The sequence below is a fragment of the Companilactobacillus nuruki genome, assembly GCF_002872255.1.
Taxonomy (GTDB): Bacteria; Bacillota; Bacilli; order Lactobacillales; family Lactobacillaceae; genus Companilactobacillus; species Companilactobacillus nuruki.
Window position 1 is genome coordinate 18,879 of the sequence record NZ_NIPR01000023.1, and the last position, 26,452, is coordinate 45,330.

Annotated in this window: 19 protein-coding genes; 5 read left to right on the forward strand and 14 right to left on the reverse strand. The window is 33.4% G+C overall.

Features of this window, described 5'->3' with window-relative positions:
* Positions 1-318: 318 nt before the first annotated feature.
* Positions 319-1,179 (forward strand): metallophosphoesterase family protein, encoded by an 861-nt coding sequence (locus CBP76_RS07540; protein WP_102196294.1) that lies wholly within the window; start codon positions 319-321, stop codon positions 1,177-1,179.
* Positions 1,180-1,642: 463 nt separating this feature from the next.
* Here the strand turns inward: CBP76_RS07540 and CBP76_RS07550 are convergent, their stop codons facing one another.
* The 3 genes from CBP76_RS07550 to CBP76_RS07560 form a co-directional block, all read right to left on the reverse strand.
* Entirely contained in the window at positions 1,643-1,861 is a 219-nt protein-coding gene (locus tag CBP76_RS07550; RefSeq protein ID WP_102196296.1) for an AbrB family transcriptional regulator, read from the reverse strand.
* Between the two features lie 364 nt (positions 1,862-2,225).
* Complete coding sequence (locus tag CBP76_RS07555) at positions 2,226-2,726, reverse strand: NAD(P)-dependent oxidoreductase (RefSeq protein WP_102196297.1); 501 nt, start codon at positions 2,724-2,726, stop codon at positions 2,226-2,228.
* A gap of 45 nt (positions 2,727-2,771) precedes the next feature.
* Positions 2,772-4,244, reverse strand: coding sequence for an MFS transporter (locus tag CBP76_RS07560; protein ID WP_102196298.1), 1,473 nt, complete (start codon positions 4,242-4,244; stop codon positions 2,772-2,774).
* Positions 4,245-4,419: 175 nt separating this feature from the next.
* On the opposite strand from CBP76_RS07560, the gene CBP76_RS07565 reads away from it, so the two are divergent.
* Positions 4,420-5,079, forward strand: a complete 660-nt coding sequence (locus tag CBP76_RS07565) for a TetR/AcrR family transcriptional regulator (protein ID WP_102196299.1) — start codon at positions 4,420-4,422, stop codon at positions 5,077-5,079.
* Between the two features lie 116 nt (positions 5,080-5,195).
* On the opposite strand, the gene CBP76_RS07570 is transcribed toward CBP76_RS07565, so the two are convergent.
* Both CBP76_RS07570 and CBP76_RS07575 read right to left on the reverse strand, forming a co-directional pair.
* Complete coding sequence (locus CBP76_RS07570) at positions 5,196-7,718, reverse strand: ABC transporter permease (RefSeq protein WP_102196300.1); 2,523 nt, start codon at positions 7,716-7,718, stop codon at positions 5,196-5,198.
* 11 nt (positions 7,719-7,729) lie between these two features.
* On the reverse strand, positions 7,730-8,434 hold the full coding sequence (locus tag CBP76_RS07575; RefSeq protein ID WP_425430302.1) for an ABC transporter ATP-binding protein: 705 nt from the start codon (positions 8,432-8,434) through the stop codon (positions 7,730-7,732).
* Positions 8,435-8,547: 113 nt separating this feature from the next.
* On the opposite strand from CBP76_RS07575, the gene CBP76_RS07580 reads away from it, so the two are divergent.
* On the forward strand, positions 8,548-9,153 hold the full coding sequence (locus CBP76_RS07580) for a TetR/AcrR family transcriptional regulator (RefSeq protein ID WP_102196302.1): 606 nt from the start codon (positions 8,548-8,550) through the stop codon (positions 9,151-9,153).
* An 87-nt stretch (positions 9,154-9,240) separates the two neighbouring features.
* Here the strand turns inward: CBP76_RS07580 and CBP76_RS07585 are convergent, their stop codons facing one another.
* A complete protein-coding gene (locus CBP76_RS07585; protein ID WP_102196303.1) occupies positions 9,241-11,919 on the reverse strand; it encodes a cation-translocating P-type ATPase in 2,679 nt (892 codons plus the stop codon).
* Positions 11,920-12,143: 224 nt separating this feature from the next.
* Positions 12,144-12,449, reverse strand: coding sequence for a hypothetical protein (locus CBP76_RS07590; RefSeq protein ID WP_102196304.1), 306 nt, complete (start codon positions 12,447-12,449; stop codon positions 12,144-12,146).
* Positions 12,450-12,928: 479 nt separating this feature from the next.
* Between CBP76_RS07590 and CBP76_RS07595 the strand changes: the two genes are divergently transcribed.
* Positions 12,929-13,516 (forward strand): site-specific integrase, encoded by a 588-nt coding sequence (locus CBP76_RS07595; protein WP_102196305.1) that lies wholly within the window; start codon positions 12,929-12,931, stop codon positions 13,514-13,516.
* A gap of 174 nt (positions 13,517-13,690) precedes the next feature.
* Here the strand turns inward: CBP76_RS07595 and CBP76_RS07600 are convergent, their stop codons facing one another.
* The 5 genes from CBP76_RS07600 to CBP76_RS07620 all read right to left on the reverse strand — a co-directional run bounded on the left by CBP76_RS07600 (position 13,691) and on the right by CBP76_RS07620 (position 21,112).
* Entirely contained in the window at positions 13,691-14,548 is an 858-nt protein-coding gene (locus tag CBP76_RS07600) for an AraC family transcriptional regulator (protein ID WP_102196306.1), read from the reverse strand.
* Positions 14,549-14,592: 44 nt separating this feature from the next.
* Positions 14,593-16,725: a glycoside hydrolase family 65 protein gene (locus CBP76_RS07605; protein ID WP_102196307.1), complete on the reverse strand. Its 2,133-nt coding sequence runs from the start codon at positions 16,723-16,725 to the stop codon at positions 14,593-14,595.
* A gap of 363 nt (positions 16,726-17,088) precedes the next feature.
* Positions 17,089-18,675: a cation:proton antiporter gene (locus CBP76_RS07610; RefSeq protein ID WP_102196308.1), complete on the reverse strand. Its 1,587-nt coding sequence runs from the start codon at positions 18,673-18,675 to the stop codon at positions 17,089-17,091.
* A 196-nt stretch (positions 18,676-18,871) separates the two neighbouring features.
* Entirely contained in the window at positions 18,872-20,113 is a 1,242-nt protein-coding gene (locus CBP76_RS07615; protein ID WP_102196309.1) for a CAP domain-containing protein, read from the reverse strand.
* Between the two features lie 132 nt (positions 20,114-20,245).
* Positions 20,246-21,112 (reverse strand): DegV family protein, encoded by an 867-nt coding sequence (locus CBP76_RS07620; protein ID WP_102196310.1) that lies wholly within the window; start codon positions 21,110-21,112, stop codon positions 20,246-20,248.
* Positions 21,113-21,248: 136 nt separating this feature from the next.
* Here CBP76_RS07620 and CBP76_RS07625 point away from each other — a divergent pair, with 136 nt between their 5' ends.
* Positions 21,249-22,913: an Rqc2 family fibronectin-binding protein gene (locus CBP76_RS07625; RefSeq protein WP_102196311.1), complete on the forward strand. Its 1,665-nt coding sequence runs from the start codon at positions 21,249-21,251 to the stop codon at positions 22,911-22,913.
* 41 nt (positions 22,914-22,954) lie between these two features.
* On the opposite strand, the gene CBP76_RS07630 is transcribed toward CBP76_RS07625, so the two are convergent.
* The gene (locus tag CBP76_RS07630; protein ID WP_102196312.1) at positions 22,955-25,357 is read right to left on the reverse strand and encodes an ATP-binding protein; all 2,403 of its coding nucleotides are present in this window, start codon (positions 25,355-25,357) and stop codon (positions 22,955-22,957) included.
* Positions 25,348-26,436: a carbamoyl phosphate synthase small subunit gene (locus CBP76_RS07635; RefSeq protein WP_102196313.1), complete on the reverse strand. Its 1,089-nt coding sequence runs from the start codon at positions 26,434-26,436 to the stop codon at positions 25,348-25,350. The genes CBP76_RS07630 and CBP76_RS07635 overlap by 10 nt, the downstream gene beginning before the upstream one ends.
* Positions 26,437-26,452 lie beyond the last annotated feature (16 nt).

A 26,452-nucleotide genomic window follows, 5' to 3' on the forward strand; every position in this document is an offset into this window, starting at 1 on the left:
AAAACATAAACTGAATTTCCAACACAAAAGAGTAAACAAGACCGATAACGGGTAAAAGCTGATATAAAGCCAATCTTAAATTCATTGAACAGACATGTTCATTAAATTATTTAGTATTTGTTCAAAAAAGGTTTAAAAAGAGTAGAATAGAGTGATTCCTAGGCGCGCTCTGTGCTATTTAACTGATGAACTGATGCGACAATTGTTTTAAATTGATCAATAAGCACGCATATATTTTATTATAATTTAAAGATTAAATATGTGTTTTACGAAAACATATAAAAAAGAAAAACAACAAACAATAAAGAGGGCGTAACAGTGAAAAAAATTGCAATAATTTCTGATATTCATGGAAATTATAATGCCTTTAAAAAGGTTGTAGAAGATGCAGAGTCACAAAATGTTTCTGAGTATTGGTTTCTTGGTGATTTATTAATGCCTGGTCCTGGTACTAATTCTATTATGAAATTGCTTAATTCGATTAATACCACCTTCATGATTCGTGGAAACTGGGACGATTTTCTCTTTGAAGATATCCTTTCAATTAGTAAACAATACATTGATGAACCTCAAACCACCTATATTGTTGAGCTTTTAAAATACGTCTTTAGTCACCTAGACCCTAAGTATCTTCAGCAAATGCACCAATGGCCTATTTATGCTGAAACTAGTGTTAATGGTCTTAATATCCTATTAACACACAATTATTCTACTAAAAACTATGGTCATGAATTGTTACCATATTCAAAACAATCAAATTTTGATCAACTATTATTTAATAAGCCTTATGATATATCCATATATGGTCATATGCATCATCAATTGTTCAGAACTAGCAGCAAAGATCAATTAGTTATTAATCCTGGGTCTATTGGACAACCTTATACAGCTTGGACCAAATTTAGTGCTGACATGCGTGCTCAGTACGCTGTTTTATCCTTTGACGATACTGGTTATGGTGAAATCGATTTTAGAAAAGTAAAATATTCAATTACTGATGAATTAAAATTCGCTGAGGAATATGAACTGCCATTCTATGAACTGTATGCAAAGCTCTTTGAAGACGGTAAATCATTTACACATAATAATATTGAATTGAATAAGCAAATTGAAAAATACGGTTATAAAACTGACGTCCTAATGTATTTGCAACAACTTGCTATGAGAAAACATGATTAATTTTAAATGATGTTATTTTAAAAAGCTTTTTTAACTTTTTGGGCAACTTCTTATAATACATATTATGTAACCTTAAATATAAAATTTCTATATTTCCAGACATTTTCGGCGAATCCCATATTTCGACTACTCTTCTATTTACTATAGCCTTAAATATTAATCTCATTTAAAATCTCCGTTTAATAAAGCATTACAAAAATATTTCTCAAGGAATTTCTTCTTAAAATCTTTTGAGAAATATTTTTGTGATCATATGATGTTCAAAGGCAAAAAAACGTTATCGTAGCCAATATTCAAGAATCCACGAAATAACTCGTTAAGATACAATGAATAAGTCTAAGAAGATGTTGCTTATTTAAATTTAAATATGAATATTAAACCACTAACCCGTGAAAGATAAATTATATGTTCTGATTCACATATATTGATAACTTTAAGTTTTTAAATGGAAATCTTTTAAAAATTATAGATTGTCTAAACGTTTCATTAAATCCGCATGATCCTTACATATTTGATTTGCAACATTCAAGTCATTAGGATGATTTGATGTAATCTTTCGGAATGTAATTTTCTTGCCATCTGAAGAAATGATTTTCTCAAAGTTAGTATTACCATTAGCATTTAAAGTCTTTTGTTTTTTTTCTGAAATTCGAAAAGTATATGAATCATCATTTTGTGACATTTTTTACACCCCTTTTGAATTCATCATATGTTTAGTCCCCTCTTGTACACATATTATATGACATTCTATAAATGGCTTAGTCTTAATTATTTTTAGACTTATACGATTATTTATTCCTTAATGACCCCTAGCAGGATTACCACCAACAACATTGAAATCATTTACGTCTCAAGCAACAATTAATTTGGTCAAAACAAAGGAAGTTATCAGATGCTTCTGTTAGTTTTATTGATATGTTTCGTGATTTAGATGAATAATATATGTATTCCCGATTTCGTTAATCAGAATAAATTAGTCAATTAAAAATGGCCGCTTAATATTTTAAGCAGCCATTTTTTTAGGAAAATTTTCGATTTGAATTACACTATTTCCAAGCAACGGTCATAAGATGACGTTCATTTTTTGGATGTTCTACTTCGTCTACTAATGCAAGAGCCATGTAGGTCCAATTTATTTGACTATCCTGTAATATTTGACGTGCCTTCATGTGATTCTTGCTGGAATTACGCATAAAAATTGGTAATTTATCGCCAACAGTTTTATTGTGCTTATCATCTGCGTATAAAGTAGCCCCAGAACCAACTACGATCAAACGTGCATTTGTTCCAGTTAAGGTATCAACGAGATGTTGATTAACACGTGGATAGTCGCTCTTTTTTGCGGAGGCAAAGGTACAAATGACCGCATCAAAGTTTTTTAAATCAGTAGTGGTCAAATTAAAAACATCTTTTTCAATTACAGGAACGTTTTCTGTTAATTTAGCTGCATTACGTACCACAGCGGTAACGTTAATCCCCTTATCAAGAGCAATTCTTAAAACAGCATTTCCAGTCTTTCCAGTTGCGCCAATAATAGCTAATTTCATTTTTAAAATCTCCTTCAAAATAATTATTTAGTTAGATTATTAATATTACAAACGTTTAGTTTGCTTTCTATTTTTCGCAAAATAAATGTTTGTAACTTCCATAAGTAAAGCAATCAATAATAGACCAAGGGCAACAATCATGACACTTCTAATTCCAGCATAAAGTACTTGATGCATAACTAGTAATTGTGCTTTGGAGTCGCTATTTGCTACGGAATTAGTTAATTCACTGATTTTGCTTGATGGCAAATTCAATTTTGTGGCCTTATTACCTACAACAATATTAAACACCAATCCGTAAACCGCAGTCATTATTGTTTGTCCTAAAGTATTAAATAAACGATTAAGAGTAGTTGCAACTGCTAAATCATTATTAGAAACAACCTCACTAACACCTACCTGTGAAGTTGTTAGTAGCATTCCTAAAGCTATTCCCAATAGAGTACCAACTATGATGAAGAAATAGTATTTAGGAGTAATACCTAAAGTAAGCAATATGACAGTACCAACCATGGCAATCAATAAGGCTGAAACAGCAGTAAAATTATGACCGCGTTTCTTTGATAATAGACTACCAAAACGAGATCCACCATACCATAATCCTGCTGTTGGTATTTGAGTAGCTCCACCAACTAAGGCACTAGTTAATAGGATTCCTTGTGCCCACATTGGAATGTATACGCTGAAGAAAATATAAAATCCCATTCCAACAAATGCCATAAGATCCCAAATTAACATTTCTTTATTTTTAAATAAATGTAAAGGAATAAGTGGATCATTAGTATTTTTTTCAATATAAACAAATAAGAAACTAAAGACAATTGCAATTACAAGAAATAAGATGGCCCAGACAGCAGAAGTATTGGCTTGACCAATTAGTTGAACACCTAACAAAAATGCTAGGATGACGACTGACAAACTGATACTACCTAAAATATCAATTTTAGCGCTTCGTTTCTTTGATTCTTCTTGGAATGCTAGATACACAATAATAATTGAAATTACACCAATGGGAATATTTATAAAGAATACCCAATGCCAATTCAACACATCAATAATCCATCCGCCTAAGAGCGGACCACATACTGCCGAAATACCACCAAAGGCAGCGGTAAATCCAAAAACACCTGCACGCTGATTTACCGGATAAATTTCGGAAAAGATAATAAATGGTATTGCCAACATACCACCTGCACCAATACCCATAATTCCTCTAGCGACAATTAACCAAATCATATTAGAAGCTAAGCCTTCAAACAGAGAACCAATTACAAAAATAGCTGTTCCAAAAAGAAAACTCTTCTTCCTTCCGATGATATCAGCAATACGTCCCCATATAGGTGTTCCGATAGCATTAAATAGGAAATATATTGTAAATCCCCAATTCATTAATGAAAGTCCATGTAAATCTGCAACGATTGTAGGCATTGCAGTAGAAATAATAGTACCTTCAAATCCGGCCATAATATTGGCCAGAAGTAATCCAAATGTAATGATTCTACGTCTTGATTCTGTCATAACATTTTGCTTCTTTCTTTGTTAATTTTCATTTTTAATATTTGACAAGGAGTACTATAACACTATTTTTGAACAAAGTGAACAAAAAATACATTTTTTGTTCACTTTGATTTTTAAGAATGAAAATTGTATACTGTTTTTAAGCTTTTATTTCAATAATAAGGAAGAAGTTTATATGACTACCGAAGAAGAACGTCGCCAACAAATGATTAGAAGAATTACTCAAACTATTGTACAAAACGGTTTTGCCGATTTAAAAATGGAAGGAATTGCAAAAATAATGGGCGTCAGTCGGACAAAATTGTATCAGTATTATTCATCCAAGACAGCTATAATTACTGATGTAGTAGCAAGATACCTAAGATTTATGTCTACCCGACCAGTTCCTGAAGCTGCAAATCCAGAATCCAGCATAAAAGATTTTCCAGAAGTCATTTTGAATTTGGCAAATCTGATTGCCTCAAGTTCACAAAAATTCCGTCGTGACCTTGTACAGGCCGATGAAGAACTCTCGGAAAAGTTTGAAGAAAGTTATGCAAATTGGTGCCAACAAGTTCAGGCTTTTCTAACAAATGGAGTTTCCAATGGAGCTTTTAACAAAAGTCTGAAACCTGAGATCTTTTTGGTCCAGATGGAGGCTACTGTTGATGCAATGATGCAACCACAAGTGCTAACTCAACATAAGGTTATTATTCAAAATGTGTTGAATGATTATTTACAAATGTTAGTTTCTCAAGTAGTTGCGCCAAAGTATCAATCACAGATTAATTTAGATGATGTTGAGAAACAACTACAACACTTAACTTTGAAATATCAACAAACATTAACGAAATAAAAAATCATTATTGGAGACGCCCACATTCTTATCCACTAAAAATGTTCAAATAAAGACCACATAGAATGAATACTCTTTCGAGTTTTTGTTCTACGTGGTCTTTACTTATTAAACCCTTAATCAACTGATTTCAACGCTTCAAGCATATCGACCCGATTAATCTTTTGTGCCATTAGTATCATAACAACTATAGAGAATACTAATGTCAATACACCTGAAACAGCAAAGTTACTCCACAACAAGTTTAGTTTTGCCATGGCATTTTCAGGTGGTAGAGTCTGCATTATATAATTATGCAAATAATATCCGCCAAGATAACCACCTAGAATACCGGTAATTGTCAGTAGTAATGTTTCTCTATAAATATACATAACTACTTCAAATGGATAAAACCCTAATACTTTGATAGTTGATAATTCACGAATGCGTTCACTAACATTGATATTGGTTAATGTGTATAGCACCACAAATGCCAACAACGATGAACAGATAATAATAATTAGTACCAAATGGTTTAATCCTTTAAGAACATTATTGATTGTCTGTTTAACATCATTAGAACTAACCACTGTTACTGATGCTGACTGTTTTGTAAGGGTATGTGCCACACGATTCAAATTAGTCTTGGAACGATTCTTTAAACTAATAAAGTATGCATTATTGACTGAATCTTTATTAAAGACCTTTTGATAATAACCAGGAGTCATATAAATTGCGTGACCCACGTACATTTGAGTAATTTGGGCTATCTTAACTTTGTACTTTTGTGAGTTAGCTGTTTTAATAGTTATCGTATCGCCAACTTTAAGATTCAACAATTTTGCTAATTTATTAGTTATCACTGCACCATCATTCTTCATTTTGATAGAACGATTATTATCAACGTTAATTAGCGAAATCGATTTTTGAAACTTACTAGTAGAATCAGGTGTAATTAGTGACACCGATTGGCTATCATTCTTGTTAATTTTAACTGATACCGTATTGTAGTTGGCCTTAGTATAGTTTTTCAATCCAGACAGTGACTTAACTTTGTCTTGATAAGCACTGGCCTTTGATGATTGAGGATTGTAAACTCCAATTACATCATAGTGAGTAATTTTAGAGTACTGTGTAGTAATGATACTTCCTAAAGAATCTTTCAGACCAAATCCAGTAATTAGTAAAGCAGTACATCCCATAACTCCTAGAATAGTCATCAACATTTTAGCTTTATAACGGAAAATATTTCTAAAGGTTACTTTGTAATTAAATGAAAGATGTTTCCAAATAAAACTAACTCTTTCTAATAGAATCTTAGAACCAGTTTTGGGTGCCTCGGGGGTCATTAATTCTACTGGAGATTCTTTTAAATATTTAGCAGCTGTGAATAAAGCTGGACATAAGGTAAATATTAACGCAAGAAAGGCCGAGATAACGATCCAAGGCCAATTTTCACTAGCCGCAAAGTTTGGAATTACGAAATTAGCTGTATATGCTGAGTAAATAATTTTAGGTAGTAATCTACTACCTAATACTGCTCCGACAACGGTCCCAATAACTGCAGCTGACAAACCGTAGTATAAATAGACCTTGATGGTATCTAGTTTGGTATATCCAAAGGCCAATAGAGTTCCACTTTCCTGCCGTTTTTGCTCAGCCATACGAGACATTGTAGTTAAACATACTAACAGTGCAATCGCAAAGAAAATAAGTGGGAAGGTATTGGATAACATATCGATTCTCTTGGCATTTTCGCCATAAGTATAATAACCATCATTATAGTCATTTCTGCTTTGAATCTGATAAGTTATTGCCGGTATCTGTTTAATCTTTGTTGCTTGTTGCTGGATAATTTCATCTGGCACTCCTGATTCTTTAGCCAATACTAATTGGTTCTCTTTATTAGCTATCAAGTTCTTGTAGCGTTTATTAGCACGAGATTTTAAACCATTTTCTTCTCGATCGACATTAGACTGAACGGAATTTTCGTATTTATTAGAATAACTATTACCAGAAATATTGTTATATGAAATTTTTGCAATGGTTGGTTCGGCTTTGGTAAAGGCATTCTTCGCAACGATTCCAAAGGTATCAATTTGACCATTACCAATATTAGTCGTTGCCAGATTATTCTTTTTCAGATAATCACTTGAACTAACAAATCCTACAATCTTGAAGGTGTTAGTTTGCAAATTATCGATTTTGTTAGTACCTTTATTATTTTTAAGTGTAATTTGCTGGTTTAAATGATACTTACCTTTATCATTAGTATTTAGTGCAATTTCATTTGATTTATTGGGTAATCGACCAAATTCCACTTTACTAGTTGAAACTTTTTTAGTGAGAGATTGTAGTCGAATACTTTGATTTTTTAAACGGGCATCTTGTTGTGTGACAAATTCAACATTTTTGACATGTTTCATTTGTTTGATATAGTTTTGATCTGAGTTAGTGAATGCCAAATTACTCTTTATTTGAGAGTCTGCCATGGAATGAGATTCGTAATACTTGTTAGCAGTATTGCGCATATCTATTCCCGTTGATTTCAATCCAACCAGTATAAAAATTCCTAATCCCAGAAGAATCGTGATTGAAAGGAATCGGGCCAGTGAAAATTTGAATTCTCGGAAAATATTCTTATTCAAATTTGTTTTCATGATTTTTCTCCTTACCATTCAATCTGTTCTACTGGAACGGGTCTAGTATTAATTTTATCTTCTTTTACTTTGCCATCACTAATTTCGACCACATGATCTGCCATTGGTTTAATCATTCCATTATGAGTAACAATGATGACGGTTTTGTTATTTTCGTGGCAGAAATCCTGTAACATCTTCAAGATTTTTTTACCAGTCTTGTAGTCAAGAGCACCTGTAGGTTCATCACAAAGTAGTAATTCAGGGTTCTTAGCGATTGCACGAGCAATAGCAACTCGTTGTTGTTCACCACCTGATAATTGTCCTGGAAAGTTATCCATTCTATTCTCTAACCCAACTTGTTCCATTACTGTCGGGATCGACAATGAATCAGGACTAATTTGAGCAGCTAATTCAACATTCTCTTTGGCAGTTAAATTAGGAATTAAATTGTAGAATTGGAAAACAAAACCGATCGATTGTCGACGATATTTTATCAATTGACGATTATTGTATTTGGCAATATTCTTACCATTAATTATTACATCACCTGATGTTGGTTGATCCATTCCACCTAGAATATTTAGTAAAGTCGACTTACCAGCTCCTGATGCACCAACGATAATGGTTAATTCCCCTTCTTCAATTTTGAAACTCACTTTGTCATTAGCCCTGACCTCTTGTTCGCCACTGCCATATATTTTGGAACTTTGATTGACTTCGATAAATGTCATTATATTTCCTCCTCATTTAAATCAACACTATGTTGTTTTCAATTTAAAATGATATATACTTAGGACAGTTACTTCAACCAGCAAAATATTTAAAAGTGTCGATTTGGAGGATTATTTTGACCAATCAAAAAATAAACAATACTCAAGCAGCTATAAAAAAAGCCCTAATTGCTGCTATTCAGCAAAAAGGGCTTAGCCATTTTTCAGTAACAGATATTACTAAGTTAGCACATATTAATCGAAGTACTTTTTATCTTCATTATATTGATAAATTTGATCTAATAGATTCGTACAAAAATAAAATAATATCAGATATTAAAGAACTGATAAAATCAAATATCTCTGAATCAATGACTTATCAAAATATAGATTCAAATAATTTCAAAACTTATCCAGCAATTGAATTAGTTATCAATTATGTCTATTCCGAATTTGATTTATTTGCGGCCTTACTCGGTCCTAACGGAGATCCATATTTAGAAATCAAATTAAAAAAATTGATAGCTCAGATTATCTTGGATGATTTAAAACGGGTTAAGGGAAATGATTCTCTCACTAAGTACATCCCTCACAAGTATGCCTTAGAAATCATGGTTTCAGAATTTTTTGCTATCATTGAATTATGGTTGAACCAAGAGAAACCGGAACAGCCTGCTGAAATTATTGATATTATTATGAAATCAAGATACCTTAGTCCTTATGATATTCTGGGATTGGAATAAGAAAATTAAAGGGAGAGTTGAATGTTAGTATTCAACTCTCCCTTTTTGATTAACTCAATGAGGTTGTAGTACAAAATACATCCATATTTATTTCAAACCTGAGCGTCGCTGGAAGAATTTAACAATCTCAACAACTAGAATCATTAATAATCCTGCACCCAAGACTATGGACCACTGTAAAATGTTTAATTCAGTAACATGGAATAAACTGTTAAACCCGGGGATAAGAATTGTTAATGCTACCATAATAAATGAAACTGTCACTCCGATATTAAAGGTTTTATTCTTGAACGGATGGACTTTAAAGATTGATTGGTAAGTAGATTTAACATTAAATGCATGGAATAACTGAATCAGCGCTAAAGTAGCATATGCCATTGTTAAAGCATCAGCATGAATTGCAGCGTTGCCAGAATGCATTGGGAATTTGATTGCTAAACCATAAACTCCTAGCGTGATCAGCCCTTCCAAAATACCTTGATAGATGATTGAAGAACCAATTCCACCACTCAAAAAACTAGACTTACGGCCACGAGGTTTTCGTTTCATAATACCTGGCTCAGTAGGCTCGACACCTAAAGCAATCGCTGGAAAGGTATCGGTTGCTAAGTTTATCCAAAGCAATTGAACCGGTAGAAGGATATCCCATCCTAAAAGCGTCATCATGAATAACGTTAGGACCTCACCCAGGTTAGCTGATAATAAATATTGAATTGACTTTTGAATGTTAGAAAAGACTTTCCGCCCTTCTTTAACAGCCACAATGATTGTAGCAAAATTATCATCGGCTAAAACCATATCAGAGGCACCTTTTGAAACTTCTGTTCCAGTAATCCCCATTCCAATACCGATATCGGCTGATTTTAGAGCAGGTGCATCGTTCACACCGTCACCAGTCATCGCTACAACCTTACCTTTGTCTTGCCAAGCTTTAACGATTCTAACTTTATGCTCTGGGGAAACACGTGCATAGACAGAATATTGCTTAACCTTTTTAGCGAATTCCTCATCACTCATCTGGTCCAATTGAGCACCAGTGACAACAGCATCATCGGCTCCGGCATCAATGATACCCAAACGAACAGCAATTGCTTTGGCTGTATCTTGGTGGTCACCTGTAATCATCATAGGACGAATACCAGCTGACTTAGCATCGACTACCGCTTTAGCAGCCTCAGGACGTTCAGGATCAATCATACCGACTAACCCAGCAAAAATTAAATCTTGCTCAACAGTCTTTGAAGTTAATTCGGTCGGTAATTTATCAATAATCTTATACCCCATAGCTAAGACACGTAGAGCTTGAGTTGCAAGTAATTTGTTGACTTTAAGTAACTCTGTACGATCAGCTTCTGTGAACTCATCCACAGAATTAACGCTATTTTGCTTCTTGGTAACACGTTGTAACAACATATCTGGGGCACCTTTAACAGCCACTAGATACTTGCCATTGGTTAGTTGGTGAATGGTAGACATTAATTTACGCTCCGAATCGAATGGCACTTCACCGACACGTGGCTCACTCTCTAGTTCTGTTTCTATTTGATAATCATGATCAAACCCAAATTGAATTAAGGCGGTTTCAGTTGGGTCACCTAATAAGACACCGTCCTTTTGGACTTTAGTATCATTGGCAAAAGTCATCACTTGAAGTAATTTATCCACCCCAGTGATCTTACTGTTTGCATCCTGTAAGTGACCATATTGATAAAATTTCTCAACGGTCATCTTATTTTGTGTTAAGGTACCAGTTTTGTCGGAAGCAACAATATCAGTACTGCCTAAGGTTTCAACGGCAGGAAGCTTTCTAACTAATGCCTTACGTTTAGCCATTCTGGTGGTTCCCAAAGCCAAGATGATCGTAACAATGGCTGGCAGTCCTTCAGGGATGGCCGCCACTGCAAGAGAAATTGCTACCAATAACATTTCTAAGATTAGAGCATCCTGTGGCAAATCACCAGGATTATTGAAAATACCAACAACGAAGATAACAGCCGCAATAATTAGAATTAACCAGGTTAAAACTTTTCCCAATGAGTTTAAATTATTCTGCAATGGTGTGATGTTGTCTTCAGTTCGATTGATCATACCAGCAATGTGACCAACTTCGGTCTGCATACCAGTTCCAACGACAACACCAGATCCGCGTCCATAGGTTACATTACTATTCATATAAGCCATATTAGTCCGGTCTCCCAATGGAATGTCCTTATTGGGTAAAGTGGAAATATTCTTTTCAACTGACACTGATTCCCCAGTTAAAGCCGATTCTTCAATCTTCATTGAAGCTGAATCGAGTAGGCGAATATCAGCTGGAACGATATCTCCGGCCTCAAGTAAAACAATATCTCCCACTACCAAATCCTCACTACTGATGGTTTCTAGTTTACCACCACGCTTAACATGAGCTTCTGGTGTCGACATTTCTCGCAATGCATCAATCGCTTCTTCGGCTTTGGACTCTTGAAAAACGCCAAAGATAGCATTAATAATTACTACAGCCAGAATTAAGGCTGCATCAGCCCATTCGTGTGCAACCACTCCAGAAACAAAAGCGGCAACAAGTAAGACGATGATCATAAAATCCTTAAATTGGTTTAAGAAACGTTGCAGCAAGTTTTGCTTTTTACCTTGAGCCAAAACATTCTGACCGTTGGATTTAAGTAACTCTTGAACTTTTTGATCGGTCAAGCCAGATTCATTTGTACCAAGATCCTTTAAAAGCGAATTTGTGTCTATAGCATAATAACGTTGATTTGTTTTCAACAAAAATCCTCCTTCAGGGATAAAAAAAGACTTGTACGCAAATATGCGTACAAGTCTCACTAATTAAGACAAAACCAGACTATATGTCTTGCTGACGATTTTGTCACAGGCATTCTGCCAGTTACTCCCTTGTTTAGATGTAATTATATATGATGCTAGAGCGTTAAGCAACTAGAATTGAATTTTACTTATAACAATTCAAGTACATTTGAAAAATCGTATTTTTAAATATAATTATAATTCTTCAGTGCATTAGCAGATATTTCATCACTTGGTGTATAACCCTGAGCTAGCATATCTTTCACATATAGTCGATTGTAAAAGAAAGCAAAGATTAAAGTTACCAAAAAGGCCCCACCACCCCAAGTAAAAGATCCAAATAGAATTTCTGCCAAAACCAAAATAGCAGCCCATTTGAAATCAGAACGGAAAACAGGAGTCCAAAACCCAAAAATCATTTCCGTCCAAGAAAAGCCGACTTTGACAGTTAACTGAGTTTGGGTATTTTTATTTACTAAATTAGCATACATAATTTTTCCTCTCTTATCTAGTAGTTTATTGATAATAATATAATTCGAGTCTTTAAAATATCATTCATTATCATTTGTCTTTTTAGTAATTGTATCTTTTGATCCAATTCTGTAAAGGTTTCTATATGATTAAAATTTTAGCATAAAAACAGTAATTAATGACTAAAAGTGTATGCTTTTAAAAATCAATTACATACCTGGATACAAGTATGTAATTTAAGAAATATCGATTTATTATTTTGAATGGGATGCTGAGAGACGTATTCTATGAATTGATAATGTATAACTGTTGGTTTCAGAATCGAACTAGTCCATATAATCAAGATTTGTTAAATAACAATTATTTCAGCAGAAACGGGGTCTATTTGTAATAAATAGACCCCGTAAAACGTTGATTTAATAGCTCTGAAATTGTACTATATATTTAAAGGGACTATTTATTTATAATACCATATAATAGACCCCATATGGAGGAAGCTATGAAACAGCTTGTTTTACCAATAAAAGACACCAACATCCTAAATGACGTTAAAAATACGCTTTTACGTAATTTTAAATATGGGCGCAGAAACTATACAATTTTCCAAACTGGAAAAGCTACTCTCCTACGTGTATCAGATGTTATGTCACTGAGATACGATGATGTTTTTGATGAATACGACGAACTGAAAAAGACCGCTTATATTCATGATAAAAAAACAGGTAAGCCTAATACCTTATATTTACGTCCGATCCGAAGAGATTTATTAATTTATCAAAAATGGCTTTTAGAAAACCAGGTTACTTCAGAGTGGTTATTTCCTTCTATGGAAAGACCCGAACGTCATATTTCAGAAAAACAGTTCTATAAAATCATGGCTAAAACTGGTGATTTATTAAATATTAATTATTTGGGTACACATACCATGCGAAAAACCGGTGCTTATCGAGTATACTTACAGTCTAATTATAATATCGGCTTAGTAATGCGTCTGCTGAATCATAGTAGCCAGCAAATGACATTGGCTTATTTGGGATTGGATCAAGAGTCTCGAGAGCAAATGTTGGATCAAGTTGATTTTGGATAGTCAACCAATAAAAAATGAACAAAATCAGTGCTGAGATGTGTAATCTATGAATGCCAAATATATAGTTTATCTATCTTTAATATGAACTTGCTTGTAAAATCAACATCTATATACAATCTCAAAAAAATAGCTCGAGACCATCTTTATTGCTAATGCAATTAAAATGATTTCAAGCTATTTTACTAAATTGTACTTATTCTTATACTGCTTAGGAGATAAACCGACTTGTTTTTTAAAAAGTCGATAAAAAGTTTTATCACTTGTGAATCCACCTTGATTCAAGATGCTGCTTATAGGAGTATCAGTATTAATTATCTCCCACTTTGCTTTATCAATTCGATAATTATTTAAGAATTCAATGAAGGTTTGACCAACATTTTTTTTAAAAAACTTTGTGAAATAGTATGGACTAAAACCAGCAGCTTTAGAAACATCTTCTAGAGTAACTTTGGTACGATAATTTTTTTCTACAAATGAAAATACCTTATTCAAAGTAATTAAAATTGTTTTGCTCTGAATATTTATCCCAGGAACCTTAACTTCATCATCTTTTGGAAGTTCACGTAACATACAGGCAATTAATCGATACATCAATCCTTCAATCACAAATTCTTTATCATATTGATTGTTACTCTCTTCATTAACAATTTGTTGAAGAATTGTCCTCAATTTTCGATTTATTTTCTCATCCCAAAACAAGCTTACTTGTGATAATTTATTTAAGTGGGAAGCCAAGTCCATTTTCTTTACAACGTTTTCGTTAAATAAAGACATATCAAATTGAAAAACAAATCGGTTAGAATCCGGAGTTGCTACTATATAATGAATATCCCCACCCTTGAAGAAGGCCATTCCACCAGCACTTAGCTGAAACTGTTTATCATTAATACCTATATTTACTTTACCCTTTGTTAATAAAATTAGTTCATATTCGCGATGCCAATGTGGGGTAGTTAAAATGTCTCCTTCATTTATGAGAAACTTGAAACCTAATTTTGGATCTAAATTAGGCATTTCCAAATAAATTGCCATTTTATCCCCCCTCTTTGATTCTATTTTACCAGAATTTGGACTAATCAAGAGTCTTTTCTACACACACCATCGACAATGATTTTTAGAGGTTCTCCTGACAAGATAGATACATCAATTTTGCTAGGGAGATAATTGATCTCTAACAGCCGACCTTGGAATTGTAATCTGATCGAAAGCTTTTTCCATTCGTCGGGTAAATGATTGGCAATTGTTAATGATCCATTTTTAACTTGTAATCCGCCAAAACCACTAACTACCGTTAACCAGCTACCACCCAGATTGGCGATATGTAATCCGTCTTGAGTATTCTTTTGTAAATCAATTAAATCGGTTTTGACTGTATCCATAAAGTATGAATAGGCCTTATTTTTCAAACCAATTCGGGCTGCCAAGGCACTGAAAATTGATCTGGATAGTGATGAATCATGAGTCGTAATTTTTTCATAATAATCATATTCACGAATTAATTGTTCTTTAGTAATATCATCAAATAAAAAGTCTGCCAATAAGGTATCAGCCTGTTTGTTGACTTGGTATCTATAAATCCTTAATGGATGGTAGTGTAACAGTAAGGGATAATTTTCTTTTGGTGTTGTTTCAAATGGCCAAATTGGTTTGTTGAAGGCACTATCATCTTGCTCGTTAATCTTCTTTTCTGAATCATATGGAAGATAGATAGATTTTGATTCTTTTAAGAAATTATTTCTTTCTTCAGTCGTAACTCCTAGTTCAGTGGCCTTTTCAGGGAACTTATCAATTAATTCCACTGCAAAGCCTAAATTAAATTTTGCCATTCTATTTGTATAATAATTATTATTAACGATTGCTGTATATTCATCTGGTCCCGTGACATCAAAGAAACAAAATTGATCTTTTCCATTAATTTTGCTATAACTACCAAGACTATTCCAGAAACGAGCAGTTTCAATAATTATTTCCATCCCATATTTTTTAATCAAATCCTCATCGTTTGTTGCTCGGTAATAACGAGCTACCGCATAACTAATATCTGCATTAATATGATATTGGGCTGTACCAGCTGGGAAGTAAGAACTTGCTTCTGGACCGCCAATAGTACGCCAAGGAAATAATACGCCTTCATCAACACCAGCGGCACGAGCGGTTTTTTTTGAGTCTTCTAAAATACTATAACGATATTTAATAAGATTCTTGGCAATCTCTGGATTAGTATAAGTAAAAAATGGTGACATATACATTTCAGTATCCCAGAAGTAGTGTCCATCATACCCCGTACCTGATAAACCTTTAGCAGAAATATTTGTTTTGCCATCACGCCCGGATGAAGATGTGAGTTGAAAAAGATTGAAGTGAAGAGCTTGGTTCAAACTATCATCACCAGTAATTTTGACCTCGCTGCGTTCCCAGAAGTCTGACCAAAAGTTAGTTGAATCGTTCACGATTTTTTCAAAGCTTGGTAGATCATTGGTGGAGACTTTACCATTAGGTTCACTTACAACACCAATGACATCAAAAACAACTTTACCATTACTTAAATCATATTCTTTTTCCAAAGAATCTTTAGCATATATTGCCATCTGGAGTGACATTTTGCTTTTTTTAGTTGTAGTGGTTAGAATTTCCTGATGGGAATTAGGATTGTCTTTTTGGTACTCTAACGTTTTTACAGCTTTAGCTCTTCTAGGGTCGCCTACTGTATCAACTGAGGCGACAATATTCAAGTGTTTAGTTAATTTGATATTTCCAGAATAGCTAAGCGGCTTAATTTCGTAACGAAGTCCGACCATCTGATTATCGGATTGTTGTAAAGTACTATTGACAGTTAATTCAATTGTCTTACCAGATATATTATTAGACAACTCATATGTTGAAGTTAACAATCCAGTATTCATATTAAGTGATTCCGTTTTTAAATTAGATATATCAAATTTGTTCCCTTGATTATCATAAATATTAATAGTTCTTAAATCTGGTAATTTAACAATTGTTTGATTATTATCTGCATAACCAAAAGCTTTTTCACCATAAATGATTTTTGAAATTTCATAAAAACCATTTACAACGGTTCCGGCAGTATCAGAGCCAATTATCGGATCACTAGCACGAATTCCAAAATGACCATTAGCTAATGAAAAAATTGTTTCTAAATAACTAGGATCACGAGACTTCAAATCGTTTAATGAAATACTATTACTCATAATTGCATCTCCAAATATATTGAAACAGTAAATAACTATCTCAAGTTTTGATTTATTTATATATACATTTGTGATTCTAAAAAATTGTTAATTAGGACCATGCTTTAGCGGGCCAATACCAAAGTATTTCTTAATCTACATTCATAGAGTACAGCAACAAGCGCTTTCATTCACTGTGAAATATTGCTGTATTATTCTCATATATTGCGTTTCAAGTAAATTGCTTAATAATTTATTTTTCTATTCTAATTTTTTGACACAATAAAATACCTATCAATATTGATAGGTATTTTGGACTATATATATGCTTTAAAATTGAAATATTTTATTCTAAATAACATAACTATGATTCAAATTAATCTTTTAAACTAACGGATTTTCCGTATCCACTAACAAAGATTCAGCTAAAAGTATTTCGTTATATTGACCAAAAATAATTTTGGAATCCATTTTATTTTGTTTTTCCAAATCCAATAAATATTCCCGTTCAGCCTGAAAAGCTGACATCAAGGCCTTTTGTTGTTCTTTACTCTGTAATGTTGTTAATACGTTTGAATCAGAGGCAATCATTGTCCACTGACTAATAAATGATTTCAGTGATTTGTTTCGAGTTTGATCTTGTAAATCATAAATTGCTGAATCATGAACTGCTTTGGATAATTCCATAGAATTAATCTTTTTAATTCCGACCATTGAAACATCATGGCGTAATTCATTCAAAGTTTTATTAGCATATTTTTCAGTATTATCAATTGGTAACCACCAGTGGAAAATCAGAGTTGGTACCAACATACTCAAAACAATAACTACTGTTTCAACTAAAATAATCAGATTAAATATATGACTGTTTAAATTGTTGCCTAAAAGTGAAAATGTCATGGCTAAAGTAACAGTTCCGTGAACTCCACCTAGGGCAAATGAGGAAGCCGTTCTATTAGAGTGATCTCCAATGAAAAGACGAGCATATATCCAACGACAAATTAATAACCCTGTATAAGAAATCGTTCCAATGATTAACCAATTTTTAGTCTGTATGTACTGATTATAGTGTTCGGTAAAAATTCTTTCTAAATTTAATCCTAAAGTAACAAAAACAAAACCATTCAGCATTTCATTAAAAAAGTTGACCATCTGAACACCCAAGTTCATTTGTCTAGGTGCCACAAATCTACTGCGATTAGCTTCACTATTATTAACTAAGCCAGCTACAACAACCGCAATAATACCCGAAACGTGTAAAAGTTCTCCTATTATATAAATAATAAAGGGACTTAATAAATAAATCATATTTTGAGAAAAAATATCGTTCAAGCTACTTCTTATTAACCATTGTCGAAAAATTGTAAAAAATCCAGCCAAAATATTACCTACAATTAATCCACCAATGGATGATAGTAACAATGCACCTATATTTTGGGTTAAATTAAGATGACCACTTTGTAACCAAATCAATCCTGCCTGTAATAAAATAATCCCTGTTGCATCATTAAACAACGATTCCATTTTCAATGTTTCCTGAGTAGATTCAGGAAATTCATGCCCACTGATTACTGATTCTAAGGCAGTAGCATCAGTGGGAGTACAAATGGATATAATAATCAGGGCCATAGGTAAAGCTAGTCCTAGTATACTGTGTAATAAAATTGAAGAAACAACTGCGGAGAAGATTGCCAACACCCCTGCGGTTCCAATAATGTTTGGTATTTTTTTGCGAACCATCACGACTGGAGTGTTTTGCCCTTCAAAGAATAGCAAAGGTGCTAAGATAACAATCATAAAAAATTCATTGTTGAATTTTGAAATCAAATCATTGGTAAATGGAATAAGTGCTATCAAAATACCCATTAATAAGTTGATATAAGTATTTGATATGGCTGGTACTAATCGTGCAAGGATATTCCCAATTGCAACTGCAAGAGTTATGACAAACATAGCTATCATTGGTTCCATAATTAAGCCTTTCTATCTTTAAAATATTAATTGTTTTCTGAATATAAAAATAAAATAATGATTGAGTAACATACGACGGCTATTTTTAAAGCTGTAATTTCATTCTTCTCCTCCAAAGATATCTTGCGTTCAATCATAAAAAAAATACCTCTAAAGTTCAACGACTTCAGAAGTATTCCCTTTAAATTAAACAAAATTATAATTGTGACAATTGGTTCTGTTGAATCCAAGCGTTAGTTCCAATACGATACATTTTGACACCAGTAGTAGGATTTACAGCACGTCTGTCAACAATCCATGCAGAATATGCAGGCATCGTTTGACCAGTGTAATTACCGTTGTCATCATAAACTTTGGCATTTGTTGTTGTTTTAACAGTTGTACCGGCTAAGAAGGATGCCCATGGCAAAACATCATTAGCTGAGACGAAGCCATTTGTACTTACATGATAATAGAAATTGCCGTTAATAATAGCGATTATATCTGATGACCATTCAGTATTAGGTGACAAGCCAAAATTGGATACTCGATTACCATATCTGTCATAAACGATTGTATTTTGATTCTTAGTAGTGACACCACCCCTGAAATCAACAGTCTTATAATCATCCCTATTGGTGTAGTCATCACCGCTACGGTTAGCATCAGCTATATCATATTGTGAAACATTAGCGTAATCATTATTGTTCGTTAAATAATAAGCATAGATATCGCTAGCATCATATTTACTATGAGACGCCTGATCATTACCCATTTCTTGTGAAAAGTAAACCATTCCATTAGAAGATACACTTACACCTATACCAACATAATTGATATATGGATTCAGCATGTTCTTCCTATGACCATAATTTGGTTGAGGATCATACATCTCACTATAAAATTCATGCGTAACTTTTTGGGCAATAACTGTAGGATCAGTAGTACCCAACATGGAGTATGGCATTTGAGAAATATTTTCTTCTGCATCTAAATGATATGGATACATATTTGCTGAATTCCATCCAGCGTGATTATCTACCCCAGTATTGATAAAGCTATCTGTTCTTTTTTGAGCGTAATCATTTAATACGCCAACCGATGTTAAAGCTGATAAACCATTTTGAGCACGAAGACGATTCAGCTCAGCATACATAGCTGTCTTCACTGCTGCAACATCAATATCATTATATGCTGCTTGAGTAGTAGCTGTTGAGTTAGTAGATGTAGAGGTGTTATTAGTATTATCTGCTGTCTTGGATGTTGTTGAATTGACAACATTGGTACTATCATCATTGGTAGCTGTTTCTACATTAGTATTATCTGTACCTGTAGTTGCAGCGGTTACAGAATTATTATTGTTTGTTGCATCGGCATAGGCGATATTTCCACCCAGACTCGTTGCAAGAAGCGCACTTGCAGCAACTAAAATGGCTGCTCTTTTAGATTTAGAAAACATGATAATCCCCTTTTCATGTGGAAATAATAATGGTTATATTTATTTTAACTCATTGAAATGATTAATAAAGCATAATTTATAATAAATATTTTATATTATCTCGGGAAAATAAAAAAGCCTTACGGCTTTAATTTAAGATTTATCAAAATCTCTAATCCAGGCAATTGCTAAAGCACCCTTGCCTAAATGAACTCCGATAACTGGTCCAAAATATGAGCGATCTAGTGTTGCATCTGGATACTTCTCATGTAATTCTTCAGCCCATTTGTCACCAGCTTCAGGATCATCAGCATCTAATACTAACAATCTTAATGGATGGGTAGTATTCTCCATAGCAATTGATAGTTTTTCTTCAGCCTTTAACTTGGCTTTTTTCATTGATCTCACTTTATCGTAAGCTACAATTTTATGAGAATCATTGTCAAATTCCAGTAAAGGTTTAATATTTAAGACAGTACCAATTACAGCAGAAGTATTTGATAGTCTTCCACCCTTTACTAAATTTTTAAGATCATCAACAACAAAAGCTTCACCAATTGAAGCCCTTAGTGTATTTAACCGTTCAATAATCTCATCCGCGCTTTTGTTCTCTTGAGCCATACGGGCAGCCTCTTGAGCTAAATATCCCATTAGTCGAACAGTTATTTGTGAATCGTAAACGATAACATTGATATTATCAATGGTTTGAGCAGCACTCTTAAGATTGTTTACAAATCCAGAGATTGTACTTGCTAAATGAATCGATATTACGGTATCATAGCCTTCTTTAGCCAATTTATCGTATACGTTCATCATTTCGCCAATTGAAGGTTGCGCTGTTGAAGGTAATTCCGGTGACTTCTTTAACAAGTCGTAAAATTCAGATGTAGTAATGTCAATATCTTCACGATATGTTTTAGTATCAAATACTACCTCTATTGGCACAACTGTTATATTATATTTATCGACTATTTCTTGTGGCAAATAAGATGTACTATCTGTTACAATGGCTATTTTCATAAATTATCAATTCCTTGCTTGGTTACGTATAATGATTGTATAACCATTAGATTATATCATATTCGCGCTATTTTATATTTGTTACATAATTAAAAGTTTCAGAAATTCTCAGATAGTTTTAGAAAGGAAATGAATTATGTCTTTTGACGGAATGTTTACCCATGCTATGGTAAACGAATTAAATCAGAATCTTAGCGGTGGTCGAATTAGTAAAATTCAACAGCCATTCGCTAATGAATTGATTCTCACGGTTAGAAGTAATCGTAAGAATCAGCAATTATTATTATCCGCTCATCCATCCTATGCACGTGTTCAAATAACCAATCAACCATTTGCCAACCCAGCTAAACCATCTACTTTTGTAATGTCGTTGAGAAAGTATATTACAAGTGCAATCGTACAGAATTTTCGTCAGTTAAACAATGACAGAGTTGTAATGATTGACTTGTCTGCCAAGAATGAATTAGGCGATATTCATGACTATACACTAATAACGGAAATTATGGCACGTCATAGTAATATTTTTTTAGTTAATAAAGAAAATGGTAAGATCGTTGATTTAATTAAACGAGTTTCACCTGAAAATAACAGTTTCCGTGGCTTATTACCAGGCGATGATTATAAACTACCACCTGCACAAAATAAGATAAATCCCTTTGCTACAGAGGATGAAAATATTACCAGCTTATCAGCTAAAGATATCCGTGAAAAATATGAAGGAATTGGCCTTGATACATCAGCAGAATTAGAAAAATTTGTTGAACAAGGACAAACGCTGGATGATTTCATACAGTTGTATCAAAACGATTTATATCCTAATACAGCTAATTCAAATAGTAAACATAAATTGGGTTTCTTCCCTATTTTATTTACTAATACAACAACTAAGATTAATACTTATTCTAGCCTAGGTGAACTGTTAGATAATTATTATCTAGACAAGGCTCGTATTGATCGTATCGAACAACAAACTAAGAGTATTACGCATCGTTTAGATATTATCTTGAAAAAGGATAAGTCCAAAATCAAGAAGCTAAATAAACAACTTGATCAAACTGATGTGATGAATAAATATAATCTTTATGGTGAACTATTGACGACTTATATGTCAAAAATAGAACATGGCTCAAGCTCGATAACTTTAACTAATTATTACAACAATGAAGAGGTTACGATTAAATTAAATCCTGAATATTCCCCTTCTCTGAATGCACAAAGTTATTATAAAAAATACCGCAAGTTACAGAATTCAATTCCACATGTGAAGGAACAATTAGAAATTACTACAAATGAAGTCAATTATCTGGAATCTGTTTTGGCGTCCCTTGAATATGTAGATATTGACGATGTAGATGGCATTGTTGAAGAATTGATTGATTCAGGATATATCAAAAAGAAACGTAAAAACGCTCGTAAAAAACGTAAGAAAAAGATTGGCGAAGATTTTAAGTCCACTAATGGAATCGATATTACAGTTGGAAAGAACAATCTTGAGAATGATCAACTAACTATGAAAATTTCTCAAAAGAATCATTATTGGTTCCATGTCAAGGATATACCGGGCTCTCATGTCATTCTAAAGACAAGTGATCCAGATGAACAATCAATAATTGAGGCAGCTACTATTGCGGCTTATTATTCTAAAGCACGTGATTCAAGTAAAGTACCTGTTGATTATGTTCAAATCAGAAATATTAGAAAGCCTAATGGTGCAAAACCTGGTTTTGTAATATTTGAAGGCCAAAAAACGATTTTGGTTGATCCAGATCGCCAGTTGGTTACAAATTTAAAAGTTAAATAAAAATACTTCTCAACAAGAATAGACATTGTTGAGAAGTATTTTTATTTTTCAGATTTTTTTAATTCAGACAATTCAGCCTCGGTTTCGTCTTTATCAAGTAACTTATAACGCTTGCTGTCGATAGTTAATAGAAATTTCTCATCAAAGTTATCAAAGATTTTCTCGAGTGATAAATTATCATCAATCTTATTACCTAATAATAATTTTACCAAAGTATCAATTACATGAACTGAACTAGCCAATTCATGCCGAATTATATCACTAGTCATTCCACGGTACTTTTTAGTGACTAACCAATGATCATTACTTTTGACGATTTCAAAATTATAAATATCAACTTGTTTTTCGTCTTCAAGCTCTTGACTAATTAGTTTAGATACATCAGCCCGGTCCTCAATAGTCATGAAATTATTAACTGAACTGATTTCGTAAAGATGTTTATTGCGTTTGGCTTGATAAATCACTGACGGTATCAAATAATTCTTGCCATCACTAACAACCATTACTCTAAGAGTTGTATTACTTTCAAGATCAATATTCTTAATTTCCTGTGCACTGAATTGAAAAACACGATCGTCATTGGTATCAACTAGATTCTTTGATAAATCGATAATTTTTAAGATACTCTCATCATCTATTAAACCTAGATTCCTCATTTCCATATGCGGATCATCAATCTCTACTACTTTGCGACGAATCTCCAAAGGTGCATTCCAAGGCTCACGGCCAATGATGATTGGCTCTAATCCATTCTGATCGATTGATTTAGCTAAGCGGAACAAAACGAATTGACGCACCATGATATCGGTCTTGGATGTAATGATAGGTGTTCTGACAATTATTTTTTTGCGATCACTAAGTTCTAATTCGTTAGTAATACCGCTAGTTACAAAATAATTGTGATTTATAAAGTCATTATTGGCCACTGAGACGGCTTTTTTATTTTTAACAACCGTTTTTGTAACAATATCAGGACTATCCAGTAACAATTTACTATGCCCAACACCTTTGACACCCATTTCAACCATTCTTTCAACGTTCTTGCCATCAATTTCGCCTTCGCGAATAATCAGACTATTGTTAATAATATTTTGTAAGGCCGCTAAATATGGCAAGTTAATGCCTGTAATCTCTGATAAAACGGGCTTTTCAAATTTTCTTCTTAAAGCCTCCAGTAAAACATCTAGCATCCAATTAGTTGGATGAATTATCTTTTCAAATAACTCATCATCATCCAATTTACGTAATTCGTTGTATCGATCAAAATTATTATTCAATTTATCGTTCAATGCGCCTTTGTTTAGAACCTCTTCTAAACTAAAACCATTGACCACAATACTTGAATCAGATGTTTTGCTAGGACCTAAATATTTTTGACCTGGAGTCTTCCATTGAGGAAAACGGGACGTAATATGATCTACAAACGGCTCCGTCGCTCCGTTAAAGAAACTACCCGCATCTAATTGTAACTTGTCCAAATGATAACCTAAACATAACTCAGCTACCGCAGTGGCCACCGGGTAACTTGTAGCATATTCTAAAAATTTAGTCTCTTCACTCAATCGGGGAATAAACTCAGTAATATACGATTCTTTGGTTATATGATTATAAGCAAAATGAACTGTACAGATACCAACAATATTAAATGCTCGTGCCAATTTTATTGAATAATTTCTCAATCGTTGAAGTTTGGAATCGTTCAAAGAAATGGCTGGAGAAATAAGATTAGAATCTAAATGATGGATTCCAATTGGTTCAATATCCTCAATGGTTCCAACCAACGAAGAATTATCATAACGATCTCTTAAAACGGTAAATGAATATTCACTAAATCCTCTGATGCTGCGTTCAATTTCAATTTTTGTGTCATCTAATTCTTCCATGGCCATGAAATTATCTAGTTCAAATAGATTATTGATATTGGTCCAACCACTAGAATGACGATTGGAGTATCGTCGCCGAGCAATAATTGGAAAGCCAATTGAACGAATAAATTCATAGATTTCTTTTTCATCATTAGATGAAATGAACTTAATAACTGGTAATTTTGCTTTAGTTAAACGTTTAATAAATAATTCTCGTTTAAACGTTGCTAACGATGCCGCAAAATTTGGACCTAAAATTTTGGTCGTCCCAATTTTTCCATTTAAGCTAGAAATAATACCTAATGCGTTACGATCGCCAACTGTTGGTAGAATCGCATCAGGATGATATGTTTGAACAAAGTTTAGAACATTTTCACCAGTTACCTTTTCAACGATCGTTTTATCGTAAAATACCCCTGATGATAGTAGGGACGTTGGATCTTCCACAATAATAGATATTTTATATCCAAGCTGATGTAAAATGTTGACCGTATCATAAAGTGCCGTTGAAAGGTCAACGTTTTTATCGCTGCTAGTGGGGCCAATAACTAAAATAGTATGTATTTCATCTAATTCCATTGACTTCTAGCCCCTTCCTGCTTCTTTACTGACTCAATCAAATCAATGAATTCATCAAAAACATAATATCCATCAGTTGGTCCAGGAGCCGCTTCTGGTTCAAAAAGTACACACATAATTGGAAGGTATTCATGACGAATGCCTTCGATAGTTCCATCAGCCACACAAACATTCGTTACAATAAAATCTGAGGCACCAATATACTTTTGATCCAAAGTATACGAATGATTATGATTGACAAAATCAATTTTGCCACTGGCAACTTCTTTAACTGCTAAGGACGATTCATGATGCGGTGTTTTAAGCTTTTCGATTTGGCAATCGTTAGCTAGGGCAATGAGTAAGTTTCCTAGGCCAATACCTAAAAGCGGATAATTCTTCTGCAAGATTTGAATTGTTTTAATAGTATTTGGTAAGTCTTTCGGATCTCCTGGTCCATTAGAATAGATTATTCCGTCTGGATGAAGATTCTCAATTTCTTCGGCTGTTGAATTGTAATTAACAATGATTGAATTACAATCACGGTATGATAGCTGACGAAGAATTGAATATTTTAATCCTAAATCAACAATAACAATTTTTAATCCCATATTGGGATTTGGATATGATTGACGAGTTGAAACTCTTTTAACTAAATCTGGAGGCAACACCAAGGCTTTGATCTGATCAATAGCATGCTCATCATGAGTATCCATGATACTAGCCTTCATCTCGCCATGTTCAGCAATATGTTTTGCTAAAGCCCTAATATCAATATTCTTGATTCCTGGTATTTTTAAACCGGCAATCCAATCTTCAAAGGAAACTGAATCATCAACTGTTGATAAACTAGATGATCCAATTACTACTCCTTTACATTGGGAATTGATTGATTCATAGAAATCACGATTAATCCCTGAATTACCAACAGAAGGAATTGTAAAGGCAATAATTTGACCTTCTGTATCAGGATCAGTGACTGATTGTTCAATCCCTGTACGGTTATTTGATATAACCAATTGTCCCGTAGTAATAATAGAAGATCCAAAACCCTCTCCAGGAAATACAGTACCATCTTCTAAAATTAAATAACGTTTCATTTATAGCAACTCCCCA